The sequence below is a fragment of the Aestuariirhabdus litorea genome, from assembly GCF_003864255.1.
Taxonomy (GTDB): domain Bacteria; phylum Pseudomonadota; class Gammaproteobacteria; order Pseudomonadales; family Aestuariirhabdaceae; genus Aestuariirhabdus; species Aestuariirhabdus litorea.
The window spans coordinates 50,691-76,246 of record NZ_QWEZ01000002.1; the positions used below are offsets into that span (position 1 = coordinate 50,691).

At 60.9% G+C, this 25,556-nt stretch carries 20 protein-coding genes; 8 read left to right on the forward strand and 12 right to left on the reverse strand.

What is annotated here, in order from left to right; all coding sequences use genetic code 11:
- Window positions 1–142: 142 nt before the first annotated feature.
- From D0544_RS10320 to D0544_RS10330, 3 genes are all read left to right on the forward strand, one after another.
- Window positions 143–1,633: a CoA-acylating methylmalonate-semialdehyde dehydrogenase gene (locus D0544_RS10320; protein ID WP_125015989.1), complete on the forward strand. Its 1,491-nt coding sequence runs from the start codon at window positions 143–145 to the stop codon at window positions 1,631–1,633.
- Window positions 1,634–1,788: 155 nt separating this feature from the next.
- The gene (locus D0544_RS10325; RefSeq protein WP_125015990.1) at window positions 1,789–3,636 is read left to right on the forward strand and encodes an MFS transporter; all 1,848 of its coding nucleotides are present in this window, start codon (window positions 1,789–1,791) and stop codon (window positions 3,634–3,636) included.
- Window positions 3,637–3,707: 71 nt separating this feature from the next.
- A complete protein-coding gene (locus D0544_RS10330; RefSeq protein WP_125015991.1) occupies window positions 3,708–4,628 on the forward strand; it encodes a manganese-dependent inorganic pyrophosphatase in 921 nt (306 codons plus the stop codon).
- A 48-nt stretch (window positions 4,629–4,676) separates the two neighbouring features.
- Here D0544_RS10330 and D0544_RS10335 read toward each other — a convergent pair whose 3' ends face one another.
- The 11 genes from D0544_RS10335 to D0544_RS10385 all read right to left on the reverse strand — a co-directional run bounded on the left by D0544_RS10335 (window position 4,677) and on the right by D0544_RS10385 (window position 18,368).
- A complete protein-coding gene (locus D0544_RS10335; protein WP_125015992.1) occupies window positions 4,677–5,468 on the reverse strand; it encodes a crotonase/enoyl-CoA hydratase family protein in 792 nt (263 codons plus the stop codon).
- Between the two features lie 177 nt (window positions 5,469–5,645).
- On the reverse strand, window positions 5,646–6,047 hold the full coding sequence (locus D0544_RS10340) for a type IV pilin protein (protein WP_125015993.1): 402 nt from the start codon (window positions 6,045–6,047) through the stop codon (window positions 5,646–5,648).
- 53 nt (window positions 6,048–6,100) lie between these two features.
- Window positions 6,101–10,870 (reverse strand): pilus assembly protein, encoded by a 4,770-nt coding sequence (locus D0544_RS10345; protein WP_164880903.1) that lies wholly within the window; start codon window positions 10,868–10,870, stop codon window positions 6,101–6,103.
- 10 nt (window positions 10,871–10,880) lie between these two features.
- Complete coding sequence (locus tag D0544_RS10350) at window positions 10,881–11,525, reverse strand: pilus assembly PilX family protein (protein ID WP_207905857.1); 645 nt, start codon at window positions 11,523–11,525, stop codon at window positions 10,881–10,883.
- Window positions 11,526–11,529: 4 nt separating this feature from the next.
- Complete coding sequence (locus tag D0544_RS10355; RefSeq protein ID WP_125015996.1) at window positions 11,530–12,570, reverse strand: PilW family protein; 1,041 nt, start codon at window positions 12,568–12,570, stop codon at window positions 11,530–11,532.
- Entirely contained in the window at window positions 12,567–13,031 is a 465-nt protein-coding gene (pilV, locus tag D0544_RS10360; RefSeq protein ID WP_125015997.1) for a type IV pilus modification protein PilV, read from the reverse strand. The genes D0544_RS10355 and pilV overlap by 4 nt, the downstream gene beginning before the upstream one ends.
- A complete protein-coding gene (locus tag D0544_RS10365; RefSeq protein ID WP_125015998.1) occupies window positions 13,025–13,570 on the reverse strand; it encodes a GspH/FimT family pseudopilin in 546 nt (181 codons plus the stop codon). The genes pilV and D0544_RS10365 overlap by 7 nt, the downstream gene beginning before the upstream one ends.
- 255 nt (window positions 13,571–13,825) lie before the next feature.
- Window positions 13,826–14,587 (reverse strand): ABC transporter permease, encoded by a 762-nt coding sequence (locus D0544_RS10370; RefSeq protein WP_125015999.1) that lies wholly within the window; start codon window positions 14,585–14,587, stop codon window positions 13,826–13,828.
- A gap of 1 nt (window position 14,588) precedes the next feature.
- Window positions 14,589–15,512 (reverse strand): ABC transporter ATP-binding protein, encoded by a 924-nt coding sequence (locus D0544_RS10375; RefSeq protein ID WP_125016000.1) that lies wholly within the window; start codon window positions 15,510–15,512, stop codon window positions 14,589–14,591.
- 401 nt (window positions 15,513–15,913) lie between these two features.
- Window positions 15,914–16,696: a 2-keto-4-pentenoate hydratase gene (locus tag D0544_RS10380; protein ID WP_164880904.1), complete on the reverse strand. Its 783-nt coding sequence runs from the start codon at window positions 16,694–16,696 to the stop codon at window positions 15,914–15,916.
- Window positions 16,697–16,883: 187 nt separating this feature from the next.
- On the reverse strand, window positions 16,884–18,368 hold the full coding sequence (locus D0544_RS10385) for an alanine/glycine:cation symporter family protein (RefSeq protein WP_125016002.1): 1,485 nt from the start codon (window positions 18,366–18,368) through the stop codon (window positions 16,884–16,886).
- Window positions 18,369–18,556: 188 nt separating this feature from the next.
- On the opposite strand from D0544_RS10385, the gene D0544_RS10390 reads away from it, so the two are divergent.
- A complete protein-coding gene (locus D0544_RS10390) occupies window positions 18,557–19,771 on the forward strand; it encodes a methyltransferase (RefSeq protein ID WP_125016003.1) in 1,215 nt (404 codons plus the stop codon).
- 19 nt (window positions 19,772–19,790) lie between these two features.
- Here D0544_RS10390 and D0544_RS10395 read toward each other — a convergent pair whose 3' ends face one another.
- Window positions 19,791–21,725: an ABC transporter substrate-binding protein gene (locus tag D0544_RS10395; protein ID WP_164880905.1), complete on the reverse strand. Its 1,935-nt coding sequence runs from the start codon at window positions 21,723–21,725 to the stop codon at window positions 19,791–19,793.
- A gap of 153 nt (window positions 21,726–21,878) precedes the next feature.
- On the opposite strand from D0544_RS10395, the gene prmA reads away from it, so the two are divergent.
- From prmA to fis, 4 genes are all read left to right on the forward strand, one after another.
- Window positions 21,879–22,763, forward strand: a complete 885-nt coding sequence (gene prmA / locus D0544_RS10400; protein WP_125016005.1) for a 50S ribosomal protein L11 methyltransferase — start codon at window positions 21,879–21,881, stop codon at window positions 22,761–22,763.
- Window positions 22,764–22,860: 97 nt separating this feature from the next.
- Window positions 22,861–24,003: a DUF3426 domain-containing protein gene (locus D0544_RS10405; RefSeq protein ID WP_125016006.1), complete on the forward strand. Its 1,143-nt coding sequence runs from the start codon at window positions 22,861–22,863 to the stop codon at window positions 24,001–24,003.
- Between the two features lie 261 nt (window positions 24,004–24,264).
- Window positions 24,265–25,203, forward strand: a complete 939-nt coding sequence (gene dusB, locus D0544_RS10410) for a tRNA dihydrouridine synthase DusB (protein WP_243647314.1) — start codon at window positions 24,265–24,267, stop codon at window positions 25,201–25,203.
- A gap of 29 nt (window positions 25,204–25,232) precedes the next feature.
- Window positions 25,233–25,517, forward strand: coding sequence for a DNA-binding transcriptional regulator Fis (gene fis, locus D0544_RS10415; RefSeq protein ID WP_424220788.1), 285 nt, complete (start codon window positions 25,233–25,235; stop codon window positions 25,515–25,517).
- Window positions 25,518–25,556 lie beyond the last annotated feature (39 nt).

A 25,556-nucleotide genomic window follows, 5' to 3' on the forward strand; every position in this document is an offset into this window, starting at 1 on the left:
GTAAAAATAGATTTACTAAACATATTCAGGCAGTCACAGTGTGTCAACCGAGCACGGGACCGACCAGGTCGGACCCAGCCTACAGGATTCCCTTCCGCCCCTGGGGCGGCCCGAACGATATAAACAGGATTGAGGAGATAGCATGACCACCATTGGCCACCTGATTAATGGCGAAACCCGCTGCGATGCCGAGCGCACCCAGGCGGTGTTTAACCCCTCCACCGGCGCTGCCGACAAGCAGGTTGCCCTCGCCTCCAAGGCGACCGTCGAGGAGGCGATCGCTGCCGCCCAGGCTGCCTTCCCGGCCTGGCGCGCCACTCCGCCTCTGAAACGGGCCCGCATCATGTTCCGTTTCAAGGAGCTGCTGGAGGCCAACAGCGAGACCATCTGCCGGCTGATCGGTGAAGAGCATGGAAAGATCGCCCACGACGCCGCCGGCGAGCTGCAGCGGGGCATCGAAAACGTGGAGTACGCCTGCGGCGTGCCCGAGCTGCTGAAGGGTGAGCACAGCCGGGACGTGGGCCCGGGGATCGACTCCTGGAGCGAGTTTCAGCCGCTGGGGGTAGTGGCCGGCATCACCCCCTTCAACTTCCCGGTAATGGTGCCCCTGTGGATGTACCCAATGGCGATCGCCTGCGGCAACACCTTTGTCCTCAAACCCTCCGAGCGCGACCCCAGCTCAACCCTCTTCATCGCCCGTTTGCTGGAGGAGGCAGGCCTGCCCAAGGGGGTGCTCAACGTAGTCAACGGTGACAAGACCGCGGTCGACTGCCTGCTCACCGACAGCCGCATCAAGGCAGTCAGCTTCGTCGGTTCTACCCCCATCGCCGAATACATCTACAGCACCGCAAACGCCAACGGCAAGCGCTGCCAGGCGCTGGGCGGCGCCAAGAACCATGCCATCGTGATGCCCGATGCCGACATGGATAACGCCGTTAACCAGCTGCTGGGAGCGGCTTTCGGCTCCTCCGGCGAGCGCTGCATGGCGTTGTCGGTGGCGGTGGCGGTGGGTGATGCCGCGGCCGATGCCCTGGTCAGCAAGATGCAGGCGGCAATGGCGAGCCTCAAGGTCGGTGCCTTTTCCGACAGCAGCAATGACTTTGGTCCGCTGATCACCGCCGCCCACCGCGACAAGGTGGTGGGCTACATCAACAGCGCCGAGGCCGATGGCGCCGAGGTGGTGGTCGATGGCCGTCACCCCGAGGTTGAGGGGCATGCGGAAGGTTTCTTCGTAGGCGGCACCCTGATCGACCGGGTCACCCCAGAGATGGTCTCCTACAAGGAGGAGATCTTCGGCCCTGTGCTGCAGGTGGTTCGGGTCAAGACCATGGAGGAGGCGATGCAGCTGATCAACGACCACGAGTACGGGAACGGCACCTGCATCTTCACCCGTGACGGAGAAGCCGCGCGCTACTTCTCCGACCACATCGAGGTGGGGATGGTGGGCATCAACGTGCCCTTACCGGTGCCGGTGGCCTACCACAGCTTCGGTGGCTGGAAACGCTCGCTGTTTGGTGACCTCCACGCCTACGGACCCGATGCGGTTCGCTTCTACACCAAGCGCAAGACCATCACCCAACGCTGGCCCTCGGCGGGAGTGCGTGAAGGGGTCCAGTTCGCCTTCCCCTCCTGACCGAAAACAGGGGCACTCAGCGCCCCCAACCGCAGGGCTCCAGCCGGGGCCCTGCTCTCTCTTGTCCCCCTGATTAGAAAGCCTCGCGCTCGCGGGCTATAGTAGGGCTTTACCGCCGAGAGGCGGTCTCATTCATCTGTTCACGAGGACTCCCAATGCGTTTGACGCTGCTGCCCCTGGCATCGCTGCTGGTCAGCTGTTTTATCATGATGCTGGGCAACGGACTGATCAACATCCTGCTGCCAGTGCGTATGGACCTGGAGTCGATGGGCACCGATACCATCGGCCTGGTGCTGTCGCTCTATTTTGTCGGCATGCTCGCCGGAGGGCTTTATGCCCGCCAGCTGATCCGCCGCGCCGGCCATATCCGCATGTTTGCCGGCTGCCTGGCCATTGCCGCAGTCAGCGTCCTGCTGTGCAGCCTCTACACCGACGCCGCCCTGTGGGGAGCGATGCGCGTCGTGATCGGCTTTTGCAACGCCTGCGCATATTGCGCCATGGAGAGCTGGCTCAATGAAAGTGCCAGCAAGAGTAACCGCGGGCGGGTGCTGGCCTTCTATCAAGTTGTGATGCTGGTGGGGCTTTTCATGGGCCAGTTCCTGCTCAACCTGGCCGCGCCTACCGAAACCACCCTGTTCGTGCTGGGTGGCATCCTGCTGACCGCCTCTGTGATTCCGGTGGTCCTGAGCCGCCAGAGCGGCCCCGCACTGGCGGAAGTGGCCACCATGTCCCTGAAAACGCTCTACCAGCGCTCGCCGCTGGGGGTGGTGAGCTGTTTTATGGCCGGAGTGGTCTACTCGGCCCTGTTCAACATGCTACCCCTGTTCGCCCGCTATTACGGGATCACCGATAGTCGTCTACCCCTTTATATGGGGGCCGCCATTATGGGCGGGTTCCTGCTGCAGTTCCCCGTGGGTTACCTGACCGACCGCTTTGATCGCCGTAGCGTCCTGCTGGTGGTGCTGCTGATCTCCTGCATCAGTGGCCTCTCAGTCACGGGTCTGGCGAGTGCCGGGCAGTTCTGGCTGACCTGCGCGGCGACGGCGGTTACTGCGGGAATCATCTCCTGCTTCTACCCCATTAGCATCGCCGAGGCGTTCGACAAGCTACGCACCAACGAGATGGTGGCGGCTATGGGTTGCCTGATCCTCGCCTTCTCGCTGGGGGGTATCCTGGGCCCCTACGCGGCATCTCTGGTCATGGGCGTAGCCGGCTATGGCGCCTTGTTTGTTTTCCTGGCTGTAGGGCAACTGTTACTGGCCGCCTTCGTGGTCTACCGTATGCGGGCCCGAAAGGCACTGCCGGTGGAGGAGCAGGAGCAGGTTTCGGTGCACACCGGCGCTGCACCCATGATGCCCGACCGCGACCCACGCACCGACTTCATCGAATCGCCCGGCGAGCTCAGTGAGGAGGCGCGGATCGCCTCCGAGGTCGCCGAAACCGATCCGGGCGCGGCTATCAAACTGGCACGGGCGGTGGCGATGGCTGGTTCCGAGCACAGCGCCGAAATCACCACCGCGGTCGCCAGCGTCGAACAGATCGACCCCTTGCGCTTCTACCAGGTGCTGCTGGATGCGGTACCGGAGCAGGCATTGGAGATTACCATTGCCATTGTCCGCGCCCAACCGAATCGCGCTTACGCCCTGGTCAGCCGCCTGGCCCGAGAGATGCCGGAACGGGTGGTGGAGATCGCCGCCGAGATCGGCCGGGAGATGCCGGATCTGCGGCTGGAGATGGCGAGAGTAGCCATCGAATCGGCCCCCGAATCCGCCATAGCGGTGGCTGAATACTACGCCCGGGTACTGGCCGAAGAACACCAGTCCGTGCGCCCAGCCGACCGCGAGGATGACAACAGCGAGCAGAGCGCCGCCGAGTTGGTCAGCGAGATTTCGGAGCTGGCCCCCGAGCAGGCCGCTGAGGTGGCCGCCACCTTCGCCGAGGCGATGCCCGAGGTGGCAGAGGTTTTGGCCGAGGAGCTGGACAACACCCCGGCTGGCCGTTGATCGACCAACGTAGTAGCTCTCCGGACGGCCCTTTTTTGCTATAGTCGTGCGCCCGTTAACTGGAGGTTGCTATGCCCGCGTACGTACTTGGTCACAAAATCCCCGATTCCGACTCCATCTGCTCCGCTATCGCCCTTGCCCACCTAAAAAACAGCATCGGCGAATCGGCGGCCCCGGCGCGGTTGGGGGAGCTGAATCCCGAGACCGCTTTTATCCTCGACACCTTCGGACTGGAGGCCCCGGCCCTGAAAACCTCCTTCGCCGGCGAATCGGTCTACATCGTCGACCATTCCGACCGCGCCCAGAGCCCGGACGATCTCAGTGAAGCCACCATCCTCGGTATCGTGGACCACCATAAGCTGGGGGATATCACCACCTCGGCACCGCTGGAGTGCTGGATCCGGCCGGTGGGCTGCAGCAACACCATCATCAAGGAGATGTACGACTACTACGGTATCGAAATCCCCAAGGCGATTGCCGGCATCATGATGAGCGCTATCCTCAGCGATACCGTGATCTTTAAGTCCCCCACCTGCACCCCCCTCGACATCGCTGCAGTGGAAGCCCTGGCCACCATCGCCGGCGTCGAGGACGCCAAGGCCTTTGGGGTTGAGATGTTCAAGGTAAAGTCTAACGTGCAGGGTACCCCGGTACGCGAGCTGGTGATGCGCGATTTCAAGGATTTCGATATGGGTGGCAAGCGCGTGGGCATCGGCCAGCTGGAGACCGTGGACCTGTCGGTGTTTGACCCCATCAAGGCCGACCTGCAGGCCGATATTGCTCGTCTCAAGGCGGAGGGGGAGCGCCACAGCGTCTGCCTGCTGCTGACCGACATCATGCAGGAGGGATCCGAGCTACTGGTGGTGAGCGATGACCTCAGCCTGGTTGAAAACGCCTTCGAGACCGCCCTCGTGGAGGGTCGGGCCTGGCTCGACGGCGTCCTCAGCCGCAAGAAGCAGGTGGTTCCACCGCTGGAAAAAGCCTTCGCCTGATCCCCTCAGGTCCGCCCCGGTCGCCGGGGTTCACCCCGGCGGTCCTAACTACTCCTCGAGCGAATCAAACGCTCCGTGGCGGCCCGCCCCAGCCGCAAACCGTTCGGCACCGCTCAGCGCCTCCTGAAACACAATGGGGTAGCCCCCTGCCCCCTCATTGGCCAGTGCCGTCGGCAAATCATGGTCCCACTGCTGGTAGCTGGAGCGACGATCGGCGTTCATGCACTGCTGGGGAAAAGCGGCGATATCCCGCGCCAGTTGACGAGCTGCTTCCAGCGCCTCACCCTCCTCAACCACCCGGTTGGCCAACCCGATCTGCAGGGCCTCATCGGCCTTCACCGGGCGCCCGGTGAGGATCATATCCAGGGCTCGCCCCTGGCCGATGATGCGCGGCAGACGCACGGTACCGCCGTCGATCAGTGGCACCCCCCAGCGCCGGCAAAATACCCCGAACACTGCCGAGCGCTCGGCCACTCGCAGGTCGCACAGCAGGGCCAACTCCAGGCCGCCCGCCACCGCATGACCGGATACTGCTGCAATCACCGGTTTGCTCAGCAGCATCCGGCTCGGCCCCATGGGCCCCGGACCGGTACCGCTGGGCTCGATCGCGTTGCGCCGCTGCGGGTCACCGAAGGCCTTGAGATCAGCCCCGGCACAGAAGTTCCCACCGGCACCGGCCAGTACGGCTACGTGCAGCGTGGGGTCGGCATCAAAGCGCTCGAAGGCGGCACGCAGCGCCGTCGCCGTCGGGCCATCCACGGCGTTGCGTACCTCCGGCCGGTTAAGAGTGATGGTGCAGACGGCACCCTCGATGTCGAACAGAACGGCAGATGAAGTCACACAGGCTCCCGGCGGTATGAATTACGAAGGCTGACCGACGCCCGTGGAGCCTTGTTCTCGCTGCAAGCGTGGTAACCGATGATCGTCATGATAGCGACTGCACGGCGCACATCTCAATACGCAGAGCGGGGGCGACAGCTTAGGCCAGGTTGTTGACGCCCCTCTGTCCGCAACCAACTACCAGCAGGCTGCGGGGGTTTTGAGGCCCGTATGAGCGAGGGTCAGTGTGGTGCAGCCGGTATCATTAACCTGCCCACGGGTTGCCGTTGCCGTCAACACAAAGCAATCACCGTCGGCCGCACAGCCGGTGGTGGCCGCGGTATTGTCCACCGACAGGTTGTAATAACCCTCAGCGGAGACGTTACCCCCGATGTCCGCCATCGCGTTGCTGTAGCGATTATTGCGGGTAAAGAAACGCTCCTGCAGGGTAGCGGCGTTGGCCAGCGCCGCCTTGCCATCCGATCGATTGGATTTGCGAACGCTCTCCTGGTAGTTGGGGATGGCAATGGCGGCAATAACGGCCACGATGGCCACCACGATCATCAATTCAATCAGTGAAAAACCTTTTTGTGGTTGCATCTTAAGTCCTTAAACCTGGGCGCCCCTGCCCATAGCAGGGCGCCTCTCTATTACTAAAAAATCTGCCGCCAGCTGGCTCGACCACCCCGGGAGGTCACGTTGACCAGATCGGTACCGATTTCACCGGTCGACTTCTGGGTAATGATACTGGTGGTTCCGTCCCCACCCCGGTGGATGAGGGGAGCAGAGGCCAGCCCGGTACCAATATCAAGCCGGTCGACAATCACATTGTTGGTATTGCTGACGTACTCTGTGCTGTTGCCGAATCCTTGCATCAGCGAAGCCGTCCCGGTGCGGTAGTCCAGCGCATTGATGTAACTGTTACCCTCAATATCACACTGTTCGGCAGGCGGTACATATTCGGTAAAATACAGGGTTTCAAACAGCCGCTCGGACGCACTCAGGTTACGGCCGCTGGGTAGGCTGTTGTTATGCTCCAGATTGCGTTTCCAGCCAGACCAGTTATTCATCTCCCGGATGAGGGAGGCCATATTGGTCAGGGTGGACCCATTAATCACCACATCCTGCAGCGAACCGCTGCTTATATCCTTGATCGAGCTATCGGTGAACACCGCTATAGAGCTGTTGTCACTGATCTCACTCATGGGCACTGAGGCGTAGGTGCGCACGCCGGTCGTGGCATCCAGAGGCTCCTTCACACCATAGTAGCTCTGCTGTTCGATATTGCGGTTGTCGCTGGTCACCAGTAGGCGGCCGGTGCCGGCATAGATCCAGTTGCGCTTGAGGGTATCAACCAGAGTGTAGGGCTCCGCCACGATCGGTTGCCCGGTCTCCAGCAGGGTTGAAATGCCCGAGCCGGTGGTGACCCCATTGGAATCCCAGCTCAGCACCCAGCGTTTGAGGTTACCCGACACGCTATTGCCGCCACTGAGATCGACGTTACTGGTGCCAAAGTAAACCACATCGTCGATGTTGTCATCGTTCCAGTCCACCGCGGTGAGGTCGCCAAGATAACTGCTGCCGAGCGCGCTGTCACCCGCTGCGGAGGCCACACCCACCGCCGTCAGACCGCTGGCAAATTGACCGGTGGCCAGATCAAAGAGAAAGAGTTTACCAGTCTGGTTGCTGGCCGCCGAGGCGAGGTCAGTCGGGCCGGAGCCCAGCGCCAGATACCACTTATTGAGTACCGGCGGCTGGCTCCAGTCCGGTGCATTGAGTGCGTCCACTGCGGGTACCCGTGCCTTGACCAGGGTCGGTTTGCTGGTGGTATAACCGAGCTCAGGGTGGGTAATTTCCGCCAGCAGGGTCGGTGGCGACTCGGGGTCGGTCACATCAAAGACCAGATAGCCAGAGCTCAGGACTTCACTGGTACCGCCAACGGTCACGCTCTGGGCTCCACCACCGAACCGCATACCCACCACCAGAATCGTACCCCAGCCATTGGGATGGGTGGTGGAGGGGGTAAAGATGTTAGCGTCAAAGCTGATCGGCTCGCCATCCACATAGTAGACATGGGGGTAATTGCGCTCGGCCAGCCATCGAAGATGAGGCAGTACCTGCTTGGGCACGTAGCCCCAGACTTCCGCCCCAAGTTCATGGGCCGTTTCCGAGGTTCTTACCTTGTCGAAGCCCTGGGTATTTGAGTTCCAGAAGCCGCCATTGAAGGCGTGTAACATACCGTCATTGGCGCCCACGTAGATCATCTGGCGGCGATCCTTATAGGTGTTCCAGTACTCCGTGAAGGTCGGGTCCTGACGGGTGATGTTGTAGTTGCCTTCGGGCGGCCCCACGATCTCGGGGGTCGAATGAATAACATCGCCCAGGCGCCAGACCTTGGCCGTTCCGCTAGAATCCATCACGATGGTACGGCTGCGGAAGTTGGGATTACTGTCATCGCCCCGAATGTAGTTCACTAACTGAGTCGCTTCCGACGCACTGGGGACCGCCAGATACTCATAAAAACTGCTCATGGTGGACGCGGTGAAGTCCACCAGTTCATCCGCTCCGTCGCCGTCCGTATCCAGCGAGGTCAGCAGATGGCGCAACGTATTGGCTGCGTTGTAGCCGCGCTGGGTGGCCGCGTTGCCATTACTCATTTTGGCCAGCTCAAGTCGCGCATCCCAAATGGGCTTCAGCTCAGAGATATCCCGCGGTGAACCGGTCGGGCTCAGGGTCTGGTCGGTATTGACCACATAGCGCTGCAGCAGGGTGCGATCCACCGAGGCATCAAAGTAGATATTAATGGCGTAGTCGGAGGAGTCCAGACGCTTGTTGCCATTGCTGTCCTCGCGAATACGGCCACGACCATCGATAAAGAGGGAGTGCATGTAACCGGCCCAGGTCACCGCCTGGTTCCCCTTGTTAACCCGTGGCTGGTACAGCGCCTGGTAGATGGCCCCGACACCGGTATTGGAGCTGGAGACCACCGCGGCGTTGGTTCCCGAAGAGGTGCGACTGATGATGCTGTCAAACACTTCGCTCAACTGGCTTTTCAGGCGCGCCGGGTTGCTGGCAAAGAAGTAGTTATCCGGCTCTCCATCGGGCACAAACTCACCAGTGAGGTTATTCTTCGCATCCCACTCCCGGTTATCGCCCGAACTGTGGTTGGGGGTGTTGTCACCATCCAGGTCATTGAAACCGCCGTACTTGGCGGTATACCAAAGCGGGCTCTTGAGCAACACGGCGGTGGTTCGGCCCGCGGTAAACACCGTATCGATGGGGGAGGGCTGGTTGCCGAGGTTAACCTCCTCTCCGGGGAAGGCACTGAAGTTCTGCCCCCCTGGGCGCAGCAGCCAGTTGCCGTTGCTGTTCCCCGTATTGAGGCCGTCACGGGTCGATCCGGAGACCGCGTAGGTGAAGCGCATGCTATTGCCGGCAAATGCATAGATGAGGCCGTTGGTAAAACGCACCTCGTTAGCCCTGACTTGGTTAGAACCGCAGGTGGCTCCCACGCAATAGTCGATGGTTTGCACCCCGTCGATATCGTAGTCATTGCCCCACAGCGAGTCCTCCCAGTAAAACCGCAGGGTGCCCTGGGTCGACGTACTGCCATCAACAATCTCTACGTTGGTCAGGCTGCATCCCTGCCAATTACTATCGCCGAGGTCACTACTTACCTTGTTGGACTCGCAGGCTGGTAAAATGCTGATCATGCCGCCATCAACCTGGAACTCGAAGCTGGGCAGCGTCTCATTCATCTGCATGGCGTAGGTGGTAATGTTTTGCTGGTCGGGCAGTGCATTTCTCAGGTCAGCAATGCGGGAGTAGTAGGCCAGGCCAGCCGAATCATACCCGCCCTTGAGCATGGGCACTTCGGGGCAGACCCCGTCGATACCCGACAGCTGGGTTACCGTCTGTGCGACACAGTTGCCGTTGCCATTGTTGGCGATGTACTCACCGCTGAAGCTACCGCCCATCTCAATGTTACCGACCCGGTCGGTCAGGGCCTGCACATCGGCCGTACCGCTCAACCCCTCTACATCGGCTGCCGAGGCAAGCTGGTCGCGGTCGAAGGAGTTCATTCCGGAAGCCAGCATAATGATGGCGCAACTGGCACAGGCGTTGGTGCTGTTCAGCGGATCGATCCAGTTGCTTTCCCGGGTCAAGCCCGTGACATAGTCATCATCGTTGGCGGTATCGAAGGTCGTGGTCGCTACCTGGGCACCGGAGAAGTAGCGCAGCGCCTCAAGGTAGATTTCGGCAACCGGGTTACCCCAGTTGCTGCACTTATAATCCCCCCTGAGGTATTGGTCGACGCTGACACTGTGGGTGCCACAATCGGTATAACGGTGGGTGCTGTGGTCATATTTGGCGATGCGAAAACGATCGATGGTGTTGATAATGCCGTTGACCGTATTGAAACGGCCCGATACGGCATCCACCTCATCGTCGGTGGGGTCGGTATTGCCGCCGATCAGGCCGATATTCTTGCGCAACACCCCGCCGGCATCCCGTTTGTCGTAACTGCCGGAGATCAGGCCAAAGCGGATGTTGCCCTGCTCACCGTAGTTCTGCAGTAAACCCACGGGCTTGTGGTTTCCGTTACTGTAGGTCTGGCACTCGTCCGACGTCGCCGCATCCAGGCTGGCTTCACAACGCACCACCCTCACATAGGCTTCCATCAGCTTATTGGTAGCCTCAGGGGGCGAAGATAGCCCATTATCCCAGGCGCACTGAAAGGACTCACTGGAGGCCCAGCGCGGCCAATCACCACTGGCGACGCGCATCAAGGGGGCACTGGTGGTGGAGGTGGAGAGACTGCACAGGCTGACGGCGCTGGTATATGGGGTCAGCTGGCCAATATCGGACCCCTGATAGACCTTGCCAAAGGCATGCACATCTTCGGGCAGATAGGCCCGCTCCAGCACCGTTTTGCCATCGATATCCGTGCTGCGCTTGCCGCCATAGAGCACCTTGCGAATCAGGTCGATGCGACTCATGCTTGCCCAGTTGAGGAAGTTACCACTCCACAGCCGTTGCCCTGAGAGGGAGCTGCAATAGTGGTTAGAGCCGTCGCTGATCCCGTCTACGGCTTTGATGGGGGAAAACTCCCCACTGCCATAGCTGTAGCACCAGTCGCTGTCGAAATAGCCGTAGTAATCGAAGCTGTCGGTGTAAGTGGTGTTCAGCTGCCCATCCGCATCCAGGTCGGTGTAGTCGCTGTAAGCCCGCTTGAACAACTCGTGGTCGACCGACATCCCGAGCATCACCAATGGTACGCTGCTGCGGGTCAACAGGGGGGGGGTTGCGGAAAAGTCATCGGATGTCGCCACACTGGCGTCGATAGCCGCATTGCTCTGGGTGGATGCCAGCAGGAGCACCAGCGCACCAAGGGTTTTGTAGATCACAGGTTGTTGGCTCATGATGACTCTCCTAATCCTTACGAACCGTGCTTTGCAGCATGGCTCGATTCGTGTCCCGACCACCGGTACCCAGCGCCGTAATTCGATACAGTTCGGACCACTGCGCGGCATCGTTCGGATAGGGCTGCGGTGCCGGAGCTTCCGGGTCCTTTTGGGTAAAACAGCGGAACTCAACAATGTACTTGGCCGGCGAGCTCACCCCGGAGAGGGTGGTGCCCACGGTGCGGTGGAGGTTAGCATCCTCCCAGACATTGACGTAGTTGCCTGAACCATCGTGGGCAGCGGCGTCGGTCAGTTCATTTCCGGTGGCCGGATCGACTACCCAGGGGTGGTTTTCGGTGGTACGCAGCGAGCAACCACTGCTGATCGCCCCCGTCAGGCACAGTCCTCCATCGCAGCCGCTATCAAAACAGAGTGCATTGCCGGTACATCCGGCACGCAGGTGCACCTCGCGGTCGAAGTCGGTGCTCAGTACCCAGTCCTCGGCTTCGGTCAGGGCCGCCTCCGCGGCCTGGAAAGCCAGGTTGTTGTCCTGGTAGTTTCCGGACATACGCTCCTCCAGCGCCGTCGACTGCATGCCGCGGATCCCCACCATGGTCAGGATCAGGAGAAGGATCAGGCTGATGGCCAATACACTGCCACGTTGCTTTTTCACGCAATTATCCCCGGTTACGAATCTGTACGGTGGTCGTAAAGCGCTGGCGGAGGTAGTCCCCCTCGAAGCGCTCGATACTGCGAACATCGAGAATCAGGCGCACGGCCACCACCATGGGCCAGTCCGACTCATCCACTTCGGTGGCCAATAGATACTGGTTAGCTACTGCGTCCAGGTCGGTATCTAGGCCATACAAAACCCTCAGTCCCTCTACACCCGGCACCAGCTCCTCGGCGCTGGTCTCATTTACCCGCAACCGGTAGAGGGCGGGTGTTGAAGCATCGGCCCCTGAGTTGCGAATAAAATAGGTGGATGACTCAACTGCCAACACGCTGGAGCCCGGCCCATATTGCTTGGCCTCAGCCGATCCGGAGACACAGGTAAACTCACCGCCGAGGAACTTGGTACAGTTTTCCACGGGGTTGGTACCGGTATTGTGCACAATGGTGGTTGCGTTATTGCTGTTATTGGTGGGGCCGGACATGGCAAACACACCGATCTGCGAGCAATCCTCGCTGGCCATGATCATGATGGTGCCCGGCTTATAGGAGTGGGTCTGGTCGAAATGGATGGTGGCCGCATTGGGATTGTGGGCGGTCACGGTCAACCCCTCACCACCGCCGACATTGTGGGCCTGGAAGGCATCGGTGCCGGGCCAGGCATCGTTGAGTATGGCGGGGTAGTCACTGACCGGGATGACATCCACCCCACGGGCCGGGTAACCATCCCCTGCTTTATCAAGGTGAAAGCCGACAATTCCCTGCTGGAACATCGCCCCCTCTCCGGAGGGGTCATCCACACTGTTGGCTATTTTGGTGGCACTGCCACAGCCACCGTAGCCCACCATGCGCAGGTCTTCGGTCATCTCATGCAGGGCGAAGCGGGCGCTCTCCTGAATGCCCTCCTGCTCTCGCTGCATCAGGTAGGTGCCTTTGTTGGCGATAAAGATCTGCACCACCCCCGCCATCAGGATCAGACCGATCGCCATGGCCACCAGCAACTCCACCAGGGAGAAGCCTCTAATCCCCTTGGACCCGTTCATCATAACAGCGCCTCCACCGTTTCCGTGGCCAGGGTCTGGGCCGCCTGACCGCGGCTCTCATCCCACTGCACGGTGACCGTTACCCGACCGCCCGCAACCGACACGGTGCCATCCCCCTTGGGCAGCTGGGACTGCAACAGGAACAGCCACTGCTGCTTGTCGTAGGTGGCCAGCGTGGCAGTATTGCAGGCAGCCGCTTCGCAGGTATCCACATCACTGCCGCTATCGCCGATAGCGATATCATAGCCACCACCCTGGGCTACCGTTGGGTTGGCCCTGATGCGGTCGATAATGTCGTAAGCGAGGACACTGGCCTGGGTGCGCACGTAGGCGGAGTGACCCAACCGCAGCGCGTTGGCCTGCAGCGCTGCCATACCCAGAAAGCCAACCGCAAGGATCAGCAGGGTGACCAGGATTTCGATCAGGCCCACACCGGCCTGCTTGCGGGGAAATGAACTCAACATGCCAACGCCCCCCCGTTCACTGTTTTTTCCGAGCGCCGCACCCGCCCGGTATTGGTCACCGTGACGGACTTTGCGTACACCAGACTGGCGTCGTCGTCACACAGAGTGAAGGTACCGGTAACCGAGGTGAAGCCCTGGTTGTTGTATACCAGGCTGCCGCCGCTACTCCAGGACAGTGTTGCCCCGGTCAGCGCGCTGCGGACCCTCAGGGCCTGTTCACCGGCGTCCAGGGTGCCATTGGCGTTGGCGTCCTCAAACACGATCCAGCCGCTACTCCAGTCAACCACTCCGGCGCCGCCGCTGCAGCTGGTTTGATTGGCGCTGACACAGAGGCTCACCGGTAACGAGCGGTTGACCGCTTCGGAACGGGCAAAGATCAATGCGCTAAACAGCTCGTCCTGCGCCATCGCCACCCGGTTGCGCTTTATGGAGTCACGAAACGTTGGCATGGCCAGGCTGACCAACACCCCTGCTATCGCCACCGCGATCATCAGTTCCATGATGGTAAAACCTTTTTCCCTGTACTTCTGAGGCATCATTGACCATCCTGCAGTTTGGCATTCAGAACGCCAGTCAAACTTAAATCCACCCGATCAAAATACTCCAATTTCGATGCGCGGTATTACCAGTAACCTACAGCATTTAACACTTTTATCTTACCCCGAGCTTTATCTATATCCTGCATAATAATCCACTTTTACGCCAATTTGTTGACGCGAAACACGTTTCCAAGGATGACCCTGTGTATATCTCATTGAATTGACGGGCTATTGAATGCAGTGCCATCCAGCCCCCTAACTTTTGAGGCGATAACCGGTATAAAAAATCCGACCGACGACCCCCAGACAGAGCAGCAAGAACAGCAGCGTCATCCCCAGGCTGAGGGCCAGGTTGACGTCGGCGACCCCGTAAAAGGCCCAGCGGAAACCGCTAATCAGGTAAACCACCGGGTTGAACAGGGTCAGTGTCTGCCAGGGCTCGGGCAACATGCTGATGGAGTAGAAGGCACCGCCGAGGAAGGTAAGGGGGGTGATCACCATCAAGGGGATGATCTGCAGCTTCTGGAAATCATCCGCCCAGATGCCGATCACGAAGCCAAACAGGCTGAAGGTAACGGCCGTCAGCACCAGGAAAGTCAGCATCCACAGCGGGTGCTGGATCTCGTAGTCCACAAACAGCCGGGCCGTCAGCAGGATCAGCAGCCCCAACAGAATTGACTTGGTGGCCGCCGCCCCCACGTAGCCCAATACGATCTCGAAGGGGGAGACCGGCGCCGATAACACCTCATAGATGGTGCCGGAAAACTTGGGGAAAAATATCCCGAACGAAGCGTTGGAGATACTCTCCCCCAGCAGCGATAGCATCACCAGCCCGGGGATAATGAAGGCTCCGTAGCTGATCCCCTCGATATTACCCATGCGATCGCCAATGGCGGTGCCGAACACCACAAAATAGAGGGTGGTGGAGAGCACCGGCGAAGCGATGCTCTGCATCAGGGTGCGCCAGGCCCTTGCCATCTCAAAGGTATAAATGGCTCGTATTCCGTACAGGTTCATCTCAGGGCTCCCGCACCAGGCTGACGAAGATCTCTTCCAGCGAGCTTTCACTGGAGTGGAGATCACGCACTTCCAGGCCCGCTTCGTTGAGGCTACGCAAAAGGTCGGCGATGCCGTTCTCCGAGCGCTGGGTATCGTAACCGTACACCAGCACGCAGCCATCTTCCTCAACCCCCAGCTTATAGGTTGCCAGGGCGGTAGGCATTTGCTCCAGCGGGCGTTGCAGGGTAACCCGCAGCTCTTTCTTACCCAGTTTGGCCATCAGCTGCCGCTTCTCCTCTACCAGAATCAGCCGCCCCTTGTTGATCACCCCGATCCGGTCGGCCATCTCTTCCGCCTCCTCGATGTAGTGGGTGGTAAGAATAATGGTGACCCCCCGGTCCCGCAGCTGACGCACCATCTCCCACATATCCCGGCGCAGCTCAACATCCACCCCCGCCGTGGGTTCGTCGAGGAACAGGATGTCGGGCTCATGGGAGAGCGCCTTGGCGATCATCACCCGCCGCTTCATCCCCCCGGAAAGCTCCCTGAGCTGGGCGTGCCGCTTATCCCACAGCGAAAGCTGGCGCAGTACCTGCTCGATATAGGCCGCATTGGGCGCCTTACCGAACAGACCGCGACTGAAGGTCACCGTAGCCCACACGCTTTCGAAGGAGTCGGTGCAGAGCTCCTGGGGCACCAGCCCGATCTTGCGACGGGCCGCGCGGTAGTCGCGCAGGATATCGTGACCGTCGGCCAGCACCCGCCCCTTGGAGGGGTTGACGATGCCGCAAACGATGCTGATAAGGGTGGTCTTACCGGCACCATTAGGCCCCAATAGCGCGAAAATCTCGCCGCGTCGGATCTCCAGGTCGATCCCCCTGAGGGCGACAAAACCGGAGCCGTAGGTCTTACCGAGGCCGGTGACTGAAATGATGGGATCCACTGCGCCTCCTGCGGGGAATAGATCGACTGGGGCCCATACCCTGAGCTTCAACACGCCGCTCGGCCCGAGCGTTCATTGCCCCACCCATAACGTTGTGACGGGTGGCTATGGTACTCTATATGCCTCAGGTTGCCGACTCCTGCACTGCTTAGGCACGCGGGATATGGCCAGTCTGAATCAGGCCGTTCCATCCACCAGTGCAGCAGAAAAGGACCCCATGTCCACGGCCATCCACCTGCAGCACACCCCTGCGTCGACGATCGGGGAGCACCGCCAGCGCCGCCGAGACAGCGAGGCGCATACTGTTTGAGCACATCCGCCGCAGCGTAGAAGTAGCGTTCAGACCCCTTCGGTCGAAGTCCCCTCCGTAACCGCTTCTCGCCTGTCGCCCGCGGATTCGGTTACAGCTCGACACTCACCTCGCCCACGCCGGGAAAGCAAACCCTGACCGAACTGCCCGGAGGCACAAACTCCATGCCGGTCCAGGTACCGGTGGTCACGTGGTCACCCGCCCGCAGCCCACCCTGGCGACCGGTGCAATGGTTGACCAGCCAGGGGATCAGGCAGAGGGGGTCCCCCAGGGGGTGCGACCCCGTGCGGGCGATCACCCGCTTGCCATTGAGCCACTGCTCCGCCGCCTGACGGGAATTGTCGACCCCCTGCCAGTCGTCGATGCCCGAGCCCAGCACTAGGCCGCCGTTGACCTGGTTATCCGCCAGTTTCCACCAGGGCCCCGCCTCGTCCCAGCGTTCAAGCCGGGTATCGACGATCTCGATGGCGGCGCAGACGCCGTCGATCCCCTCCCACACCTCCTCAGGGGTATACGCCTCAGACCGGGCAGGAAAGTCGCGACAAAAGCGGTAGGCAAGCTCCGCCTCGATGCCGATGACATAGAACCCGGCACCCTCAAGCCGTGCTCCGTCAGGGTGGACCAGGGCGTCTGCAATCGGCGCCGCGATCGGGGTGGCCTCCCGCGAGGGGGCCCCCACCTTCCAGGCACTGACCCGTTGCTGACGCCCAGCAGCCAGGCGGGCCAGTACTGCCTCCTGTATCCAGTACGCCTCCTCCTCCGTGGCAGGCCCCCTGACAGCGGCCAGTTGCGACAGACTCAGGGGGCGTTGCTGCTCTCGGGCCTGACACAACAGCTCGACCGCCGGCGCCAGGTGGTTGTTATTACTGGGCATAAATGCACTCCTCGTCGGTGATCTGCCTCCACGGTCTCCCGGGGCCAGCATATAGAATATGTAATTATATCTGCTTCACCACAAGCTCCCATCGAGCTACAGCAAGTATCTCGCCCACCCTTCACTTTGGGCTCCCGGCAAAAAAAAACCACACCCAAAGGTGTGGCTTTTTGTCGGGAGCAAAGCCCTACTTCTTGGCGTTACGCTTGACCCAGAAGTCGGCGTTCTTGATCCCCAGCTTCTCGGGATCGAAGCTGTAACGCTCTACCCCCTCTTTCTGCTGACGCTCGTAGTCCTTGAGGGCCTTCATCGCCGGACGGGCCATAAAGAAGATGATCAGGATTCCGATGATGTTAAGCCAGGCCATCAGACCCACACCCACATCGCCCAGGCCCCAGGCCAGATCCGCAGTTCGCACAGCTCCGTAGAAGGTGGACGCCATCAGTGCGATCTTCAGGGCGAAGATCAGCCCCGGGATGTGCAGCGTACGTTTGATGTAAGCCACATTGGTCTCGGCAATATAGTAGTAGGCCAGAATGGTGGTGAAAGAGAAGAAGAACAACGCCAGCGCTACAAACGGCTTGCCCACACCCGGCAGCACCGACTCCACCGCGGTCTGGGTAAAGGCAGGGCTGTTGGCCGCCACGTTGGCCGCGAGGTTTTGCACCAGGAAGGCATCGCCGGCACCGTGCACATTGTAGGCACCGGTGATCAGGATCATAAAGGCGGTGGCGGAGCAGACAAACAGGGTGTCTACATACACGGAAAACGCCTGCACCAGACCCTGTTGGGCAGGATGCTGCACTTCAGCGGCGGCCGCCGCGTGGGGACCGGTGCCCTGGCCCGCTTCGTTGGAGTAAACCCCGCGTTTCACACCCCAGCCGATCGCCGCACCCACTCCCGCCATGGGGGTGAAGGCATCGCTGAGGATCATGCCGATGATGCCGGGGATCTCGCTAATATTGAGGGCGATGATCACGCAGGCAAGGATGATGTAGGAGAGCGCCATAAAGGGCACCACAACCTGGGTAAAATGGGCGATCCGCTTCACACCTCCGAAGATGATGAAGCCCAGCACCAGCACCACAATGGTGCCACTGAGGATCTTGGCAAAGCTCAGCTGGCCCATAGCGGTATCAATCATGGCGCCACTACCGAAGGCCAGCTCGACCGCATTACCGATACTGTTGGACTGAACCCCCGGGAGCAGCACACCCACGGCAAAGATGGTGGCGATGGCAAAGATCCAGGCGTACCACTTCTGTCCCATCGCTTTTTCGATGTAGTAGGCGGGGCCCCCACGGTACTCACCCTCCTGCTCCTCTTTATAGATCTGCGCCAGGGTGGACTCAATGTACGCCGTGGCCGCCCCTAGAAAAGCCACCATCCACATCCAGAAAACCGCACCGGGTCCGCCGAAGCCGATGGCTGCCGCAACACCGGCAATGTTACCCGTGCCCACGCGACCGGAAAGAGAAACCGCCAGCGCCTGGAAGGAGGAGATCCCCTTCTCGGACTCCTTGCCGGAGAACAGCAGGCGCCACATCTCACGAAAATGCCGTACCTGCACAAAACGGGTGACGATAGAGAAAAAGAGACCGGTTCCCAGGCACAGGTAGATCAGTGCCGGGCTCCAGATAAAACCGTTGAGAGTATCAACCAGGTCTTGCATCACAAGGCTCCATAGATGGCTATTTATTAGATTGCTGTCGATGTGGACAGAGGGTCAGAAAGGCGGCGATTATACGTAAAAGCCGAAATACCAACTGTCGTAATTGAGACATCAAATATCGAAAGTGCGCACTGCCCGGTTTGACCGACATAGCCCTGCAGGCAGGCTTGGGCGTATGATGCAGCCCCATGCCGCTTCCCTGCCCCCCCCCACCCAGCGACCTCTGCGCACAGTTTCAACAGCTGGACCGTCTTCTGCTCGCACTGCGTCCCTACTGGCAGCTGCGCCCTTTTGCCGAACTGCAACTCCCCTGGGAGAACAACCCCGACCTGCAGGCATTCCTGGCTCGCCTTAGCGATGAGCAGCTGGACCGGCTGGAGGCGAATATGCAGTCACGCACCGCAGCCCTCGCCCCTTTTATCCCCGAAGTCGACACCCTGATGGCGCTGAGCCAGGCCCAACCGCTGCCCCTGCAGCGGGCTCCATTGCAGGATGCCGCCTTGAGCTTCGGTGTCCCCGGGCGCAAGTGGCAGCAGGTCACCGCTTTCTGTGCGACCCTGCCACAGGAGTCACTCCCCTTTCTGGAGTGGTGTGCCGGCAAGGGGCATCTGGGCCGGGTCCTGCACCGAGTACATGGCCACCCCGTGACCAGCCTCGAGCTGCAAACGGAGCTCTGCCACGCCGGTGACCGACTGACCCAGCGCCACGGCAGCAACTGCCGCATGCAAGCCTGTGATGTACTGTCAGATGAGGTACTTCAGCACCTCCAGCCCGGGCAGCATGCAGTGGCTCTGCATGCCTGCGGCCAGTTGCACCTGCAGCTACTGCAGCAGGCCAGCCGCCAGCAAGTGCAACGAGTGAGCCTCTCCCCCTGCTGCTACCACCTGATTGCAGCGGACCGCTATCAGCCCCTGAGTGAGCATGCCCAGGCCAGCCCCCTGCGCCTGAGCCGTCATGACCTGCGGCTGGCGGTGCAGGAGACCGTCACCGCCGGCGCCCGCGAACGACGCCACCGCGACCGTGAGTTTCACTGGCGACTCAGCTTCGACCTGTTGCAACGAATCCTGCGGGGGAAGAACAGCTACCTCAACTGTCCCGCGGTTCCCCGCAGCCTGTTAGGGAAGAGGTTTCGCGATTTCTGCGCGTATATGGCCCAGCATAAAGGGCTAACCCTGGATCCAGCTCTGGACTACGACCGGTTCGAGCGGGAGGGGCTGGCCCGAACGGCGATTGTCTCGCGCATTGAGCTGGTTCGACACCTGTTCCGGCGCCCCCTGGAGCTGTGGCTGGTGCTGGACCGGGCGCTCTATCTGCAGCAGCAGGGCTACCGGGTCACAGTCGGTGAGTTCTGCGACTACCGCCTGACGCCGAGAAACCTGCTGATCCTGGCGTCCCGCACCTGACTCCTTCCGGGATAAATGGCTACTCGGCGATGCGATAGCCTTTTTTCCCGGTCTCCTTTACCAGGTACATCGCCCGGTCCGCCGAGCGCGTCAGAGCGTCGCAGTCTTCACCATGGTCGGGATAGAGGCTGACCCCCACGGAGGCCCCAATCTGGGCGTCCCCCCCGGAGGGCAGGGGTATCGGCCGCGTCACCGACTGTACAATCTTGTCGGCAATATCGGTAATGGTGGCCATATCGCCGCAGTCCTCCAGTAGCACGACGAACTCATCGCCCCCGTGACGGGCCAGGATGTCGGTACTGCGAATACAACCTCGGATACGAGCAACCGTCACCTGCAATACCGAATCCCCTGATTCGTGGCCAAAACGGTCGTTGACCGCTTTAAAGTCATCCAGATCAACAAACATCAGCGCCAGCCGTGCCCGCCTTCTGGCCGCCAGTTTGATGGTCCGTTCAAACTGGTCGTAAAACAGTGTTCGGTTGGCCACCCCGGTGAGGAGATCCGTATGGACCAGCTCCTTCAAGCGGTTTTCCATCCGCTTGCGGTCTGTGATATCAATGGCCATCGACACCACCATGCGCCCCCGTCCCCGCACCGCGGGCAATACCACATTGCGCCAATCGCAGAGAATCTTGCGTCCGCTTTTGGTCAGGTTCCAGTTTTCATGCTGCTGTACCGAGCGCTGCTCCAATAGATTGAACAGGTTGCCCACTGCCTGTATCTCCTCGGGCGGAACCATAAAGTCGTTGATCGAACGACCCAGCACCTCATCACGCCGCCAGCCAAAGGTCTGCTGGGCCTGGTGACTCCAGCCCACCACCCGCCCCCCCTCATCAATCTGCACCAGGGCGGTGGGGGCGTGATCAAACAGCATCTGCAACCAGGCTTCGCTCGAGGCCAAACGGCGACTCAGGCGAAAGAATGCCAGCGCCAGCAGCAGCGCGATAGCCGACAGCAGCAGCCATACCCACACCCAGGGCTGCCAGATCAGGGAGCCCCTCTCGTTGGGATCATAGAGGAACCCCTCCAGCTTCAGGTTGCCCGGCATCATCCCCAGCTCCCGATAAACACTGGCAATATGTTGCCAACGTCCCTCACTCATATAGCCCACATCCACCAGGTCGGGGCGCATCAGGCGCTGCATCTCCGCGGCCTCGAAGCGGAGGTGCTCGGCGCTGTGGCGAGTGCTGTATTTGCTGAGAATCAACTGCACCATCTCCTCGGGGTGGGACATGGCGTAGCGCCATCCCTTGAGGCTAGCCTCGCGAAAGGCGGCCACCACCTCCGGGGATTGCGCCACCCGCTGCTCGGTGGTGAAGAGGTTGTCGCCGTAGAAATCGATGCCCCCCACGGAGGGCTCAAACAGCTGGTAGTTGACCCCCGCACGCTGCAAAACGAAGGGCTCGTCGGTCACATAGACCGACATGGCCGCCACTTTGCCGGAGATCAGGTCATTGGTATCAAAACTGTGGGGGACGATTTTCAGGCGTTCACTGGCGATCCCCTCATTGGCGAGGAAGCCCAGCAGCTCCGCTGAGTTGGGCTCCACCATCAGTGGCCGGTCGGCCAGATCGTGAATATTTCGCACGCTGCCGTTGCGTAGCGCCAACAGGCCCAGCGGGGAGTGTTGCATAACCACCCCCAGCACAACCACCGGCTCCCCTCGCTGACGGAGCAGCAGCAGGTCCGAGGTTCCCACCCCGAAGTCCGCCTTTCCGTCAATGACCGCAGCAACGGTATCCTGGCCCTGCTGCGCCGGAAGCAGTTCCACCTCAAGGCCGGCCGCCCGGTAGTATCCGTGTTCAATGGCAGCGTAGTAACCGGCAAATTGGAACTGGTGTTTCCACTTCAGCTGGAGGCTGACCTTCTGCAGGGCTGAGGCCGGGGAGGCCAGCAGGCAGAGCAGTAAGCAGCCGCCAACGGCCCATCCTGGGGTACGGTGTTTGATCATTAATTCGCCTATCTCTATCCCTGACGGCATCGGTCCCGGTATTGTGGCCAGCGTCCTCCAGTTTTGCAATCCAGCCATCAGGCGCTGGCGATTGAGGTGATACAGGCTCTATAATTGCGCCCCTCTTCCAGCTACTCCCCACAGGAGCCCGCGATGGCCTGGCTACAACTGCGCATTGATATCACCCCGGACCAGATAGAGCGGTTCGAGGAGTTCCTGCTCGCCTTCGGCGCCCATGCCGTCACCCTCGAAGATCGTAAGAACCAGCCGCTGTTTGAGCCCACCCCGGATTACACCCCTTTTTGGGATCACACCCGGTTAACCGCGCTGTTTGACGCCGACACCGATATGGAGCCCTTGCTTGAACAGCTCAGGAGTGCTCTCGGTTACGACAGCCTGCCGCGTCACCAAGTGGAGATACTGGAAGACAAGGATTGGGTACGGGAGTGGATGAGCCACTTTGAGCCGACCCGCTTCGGCCAGCAGCTGTGGGTCTGTCCCAGCTGGAAGCCGGTACCCGATCCCGATGCTGTCAACCTGATGCTCGATCCGGGGCTGGCCTTCGGCACCGGCACCCACCCCACCACCGCCCTGTGCCTGGAGTGGCTGGATGGCCAGCCCCTGCGCGGCCAGCAGGTCGTGGACTACGGTTGTGGCTCCGGCATCCTGGGGATTGCCGCCCTGCTGTTGGGCGCCGAGCGGGTCACAGGTGTTGACTACGACCCCCAGGCCCTGGAAGCCAGCGCCGATAACCTGCAGCGCAACCAGCTACCCGCTGACGCCATGGCGCTCTACCTGCCGGGGGACACGCCTGAGCTCAGTGCTGACCTGGTGATCGCCAATATACTTGCCGGCCCGCTGCAGCAGCTCTACCCGACCCTCGACGGGCTGCTCAAGCCGGGGGGGCGAATCGCCCTTTCCGGCATTCTGGTAGAGCAGGCTCCAAGCCTATTGGAGACCTACAGCGCCAGCTTCGATATGGAGCCCCCACGGGTAAAAGGTGACTGGGTTCTGCTTTACGGTCGTAAACGCGGCTGATGCCCATTCCCACGACTAGCCTTGCAGGCACTATATTGGATACACTCGACAGCTCAGGAAGCAAGGGATCGCCTCCCACCACTAGAAGTCGCCACATATGAGTAAAACCTGGGTTACACGCTGCCCGCAGTGCCAGACCGCTTTTCGCCTTACCCGTGCCCAGCTGCAAGCGGCCAACGGCTCGGTGCGCTGCGGTTCCTGCCTGCATGTGTTCAAGGCGACCAACCACATCGTCGGCCAGCCCGATTCTGCGCCTGCCCCTGCTCCGGCGGCCGCCCCCAAAACGCCTCCGCCTGCCCCGGCACGCCCGGCCACCCCGCCGGTCTCCCACCCGGAGCAACCCCGGGAAGAGTTCGAGCTAAGCGACGATTTCCAGAGCCTTGACGCCTGGACCCCGGAGCGCACCTCGACCTTCAGCCACGACAGCGACAAAGTAGGCGACGAAGCCGCCGACGAAAGCTGGGCTATGGCCATGCTGGAGGAAATGGAGAAGGAGCACCAGCCCGCGCCGCCCCAGGCGACGGCCAAGCCTGCCCCCAAACCCACCCCTGCCGCTGATGATGGCGACTGGGGACTCGACGGCGAGCCAGACTTTTCAGACAGTGACCTCTCCACCTTCGACGAGATAAACCGCATGGAGGCCTCCCACCCGCAGAGCGCCCCGCCTGCGGATGAGATGAGTGGCCTCAGGGCAGACCGGCGGGTACTCCACGGCCTCAACGAAGAGCCGCTCAATCTCCACCTGCCCGAGCAGCCTGCTCGCTGGAAAAGGGTGCTCACCGGCCTCGCCAGCCTGCTGGCGGCGGCGGCCCTGCTGCTGCAATACGCCTGGTACGACCGCGACCGGCTGGCGCGTCAGGACAGTCTGCGACCCTATTACCAACTGGTCTGCGATCGGGCCGGCTGCTCGCTGCCCGAAAAGGTCAACATCGCCGCCATACGCGGTACTAACCTGGTGGTGCGCAGCCATCCCCGCTTCGAGAACGCACTGATGGTCGACGCCATCATCAGCAACCAGGCCAACTACAGCCAGCCCTTCCCGGCCATCCAGATCAGTTTTTCCGACCTCTCCGGCAACCCGGTCGCCTCGCGTCGTTTCACCCCTACCGAGTACCTGGCGGGGGAGTTAGCCGGTACCCGCGAGATGCCCAGCCACACTCCCATCCACCTGGCCCTGGAGATCGTCGACCCCGGCCAGAAGGCGGTCAACTACCACCTCGACTTCTTTCCGGCGCCCTGATTCCAGGGCACCATACCGGCGTGTAAACGGCTGCCCATTTTTCCACCAAGCGGGGCAGAATTCGTCCAATTTTTCCTTTATCGGCCGCCACCAACAGAGTATGATACCGCCCCCTGAGCGACAGGTTTATTTTTAACCAGCCCACCCCTTGCGCTGATCCGTCGCCCACCCAACCCAAGACCCCATTACCGACGATACGACGATTGCAGCGTGTTTCAGATAGGCCCATACCAGATAGAGAACCCGGTGGTCCTGGCCCCCATGGCGGGCGTCACAGACCAGCCATTCCGTCTGCTGTGCCGGCGCCTTGGGGCAGGGCTGGTGGTCTCCGAGATGGTGACCTCGGACCAGCGTCTGTGGAACACCCGCAAATCGCGCCAGCGCCTTAACCACAGCGGCGAGTGCGAACCCCGTTCAGTCCAGATCGCCGGCAACGACCCACAAATGATGGCGCAGGCGGCCCGCGAAAGCGTACGTCTGGGGGCGCAGATCGTCGATATCAACATGGGCTGCCCCGCCAAGAAAGTGTGCAACAAGGCCGCCGGTTCGGCGCTGCTGCGGGACGAGCCCCTGGTGCGCGATATCCTGCAGGCGGTGGTTGAGGCGGTCAGCGTTCCGGTCACCGTCAAGATTCGTACCGGATGGAGCCCCGAGCAGCGTAACGGAGTAACCATTGCGCGCATCGCCGAGGACTGTGGCATCCGCGCTATCGCGGTGCACGGGCGCACCCGTGCCTGCGCCTATAAAGGAGCGGTGGAGTACGACACCATCGCCCGCATTAAACAGGCGGTCGCTATTCCCGTGATCGCCAATGGAGACATCAACAGTCCGGCCGATGCCAGGGCTGTTATCGACTACACCGGTGCCGATGGTGTGATGATCGGTCGCGGAGCCCATGGCCGGCCCTGGATCTTCCGCGAGATCAACCACTACCTGCGCACCGGTTCCACCCTGTGTACCATCGACCTGCACGAGTTCCAGTCGATACTGCTCGAGCATCTGAGCAGTATTCACGCCTTCTATGGGGAATATCTGGGCGTACGGATCGCGCGCAAGCATGTTGCCTGGTACACCAATACGCAGCCAGGCGGCAGCGCGTTTCGACGCGAGTTTGTGCAACTCGAATCCGCTCAAGCCCAGTGCGCGAGCGCTCAACAGTTTTGTGAGCGCCTAATTAACAATGAGGATATTGCGGCATGACTGCACCCGAACTAGCTTCCAACGACCAGATGACTGCAGCGGATGTTACCCTGCGTCAAAACCTGACCCAGCAGCCCGTGGAGAAGGGAGAAACCCTGCGTGACTGCGTCGAGAGTGCGCTCAGCAACTATTTTGCGCACCTCGAAGGCCAGTCGGTCACCGACGTTTACCAAATGGTGCTGTCCGAGGTTGAGGCCCCCCTGCTGGATGTGGTGATGGCCCACGTTAAGGGTAACCAGACCAAGGCGTCGATTCTGCTGGGGCTCAACCGGGGCACCCTGCGCAAGAAGCTGAAGCAGTACGGACTGCTCTAAGCTGACGCGACCCCAAAGGCGGATTGGACTCAATCCGCC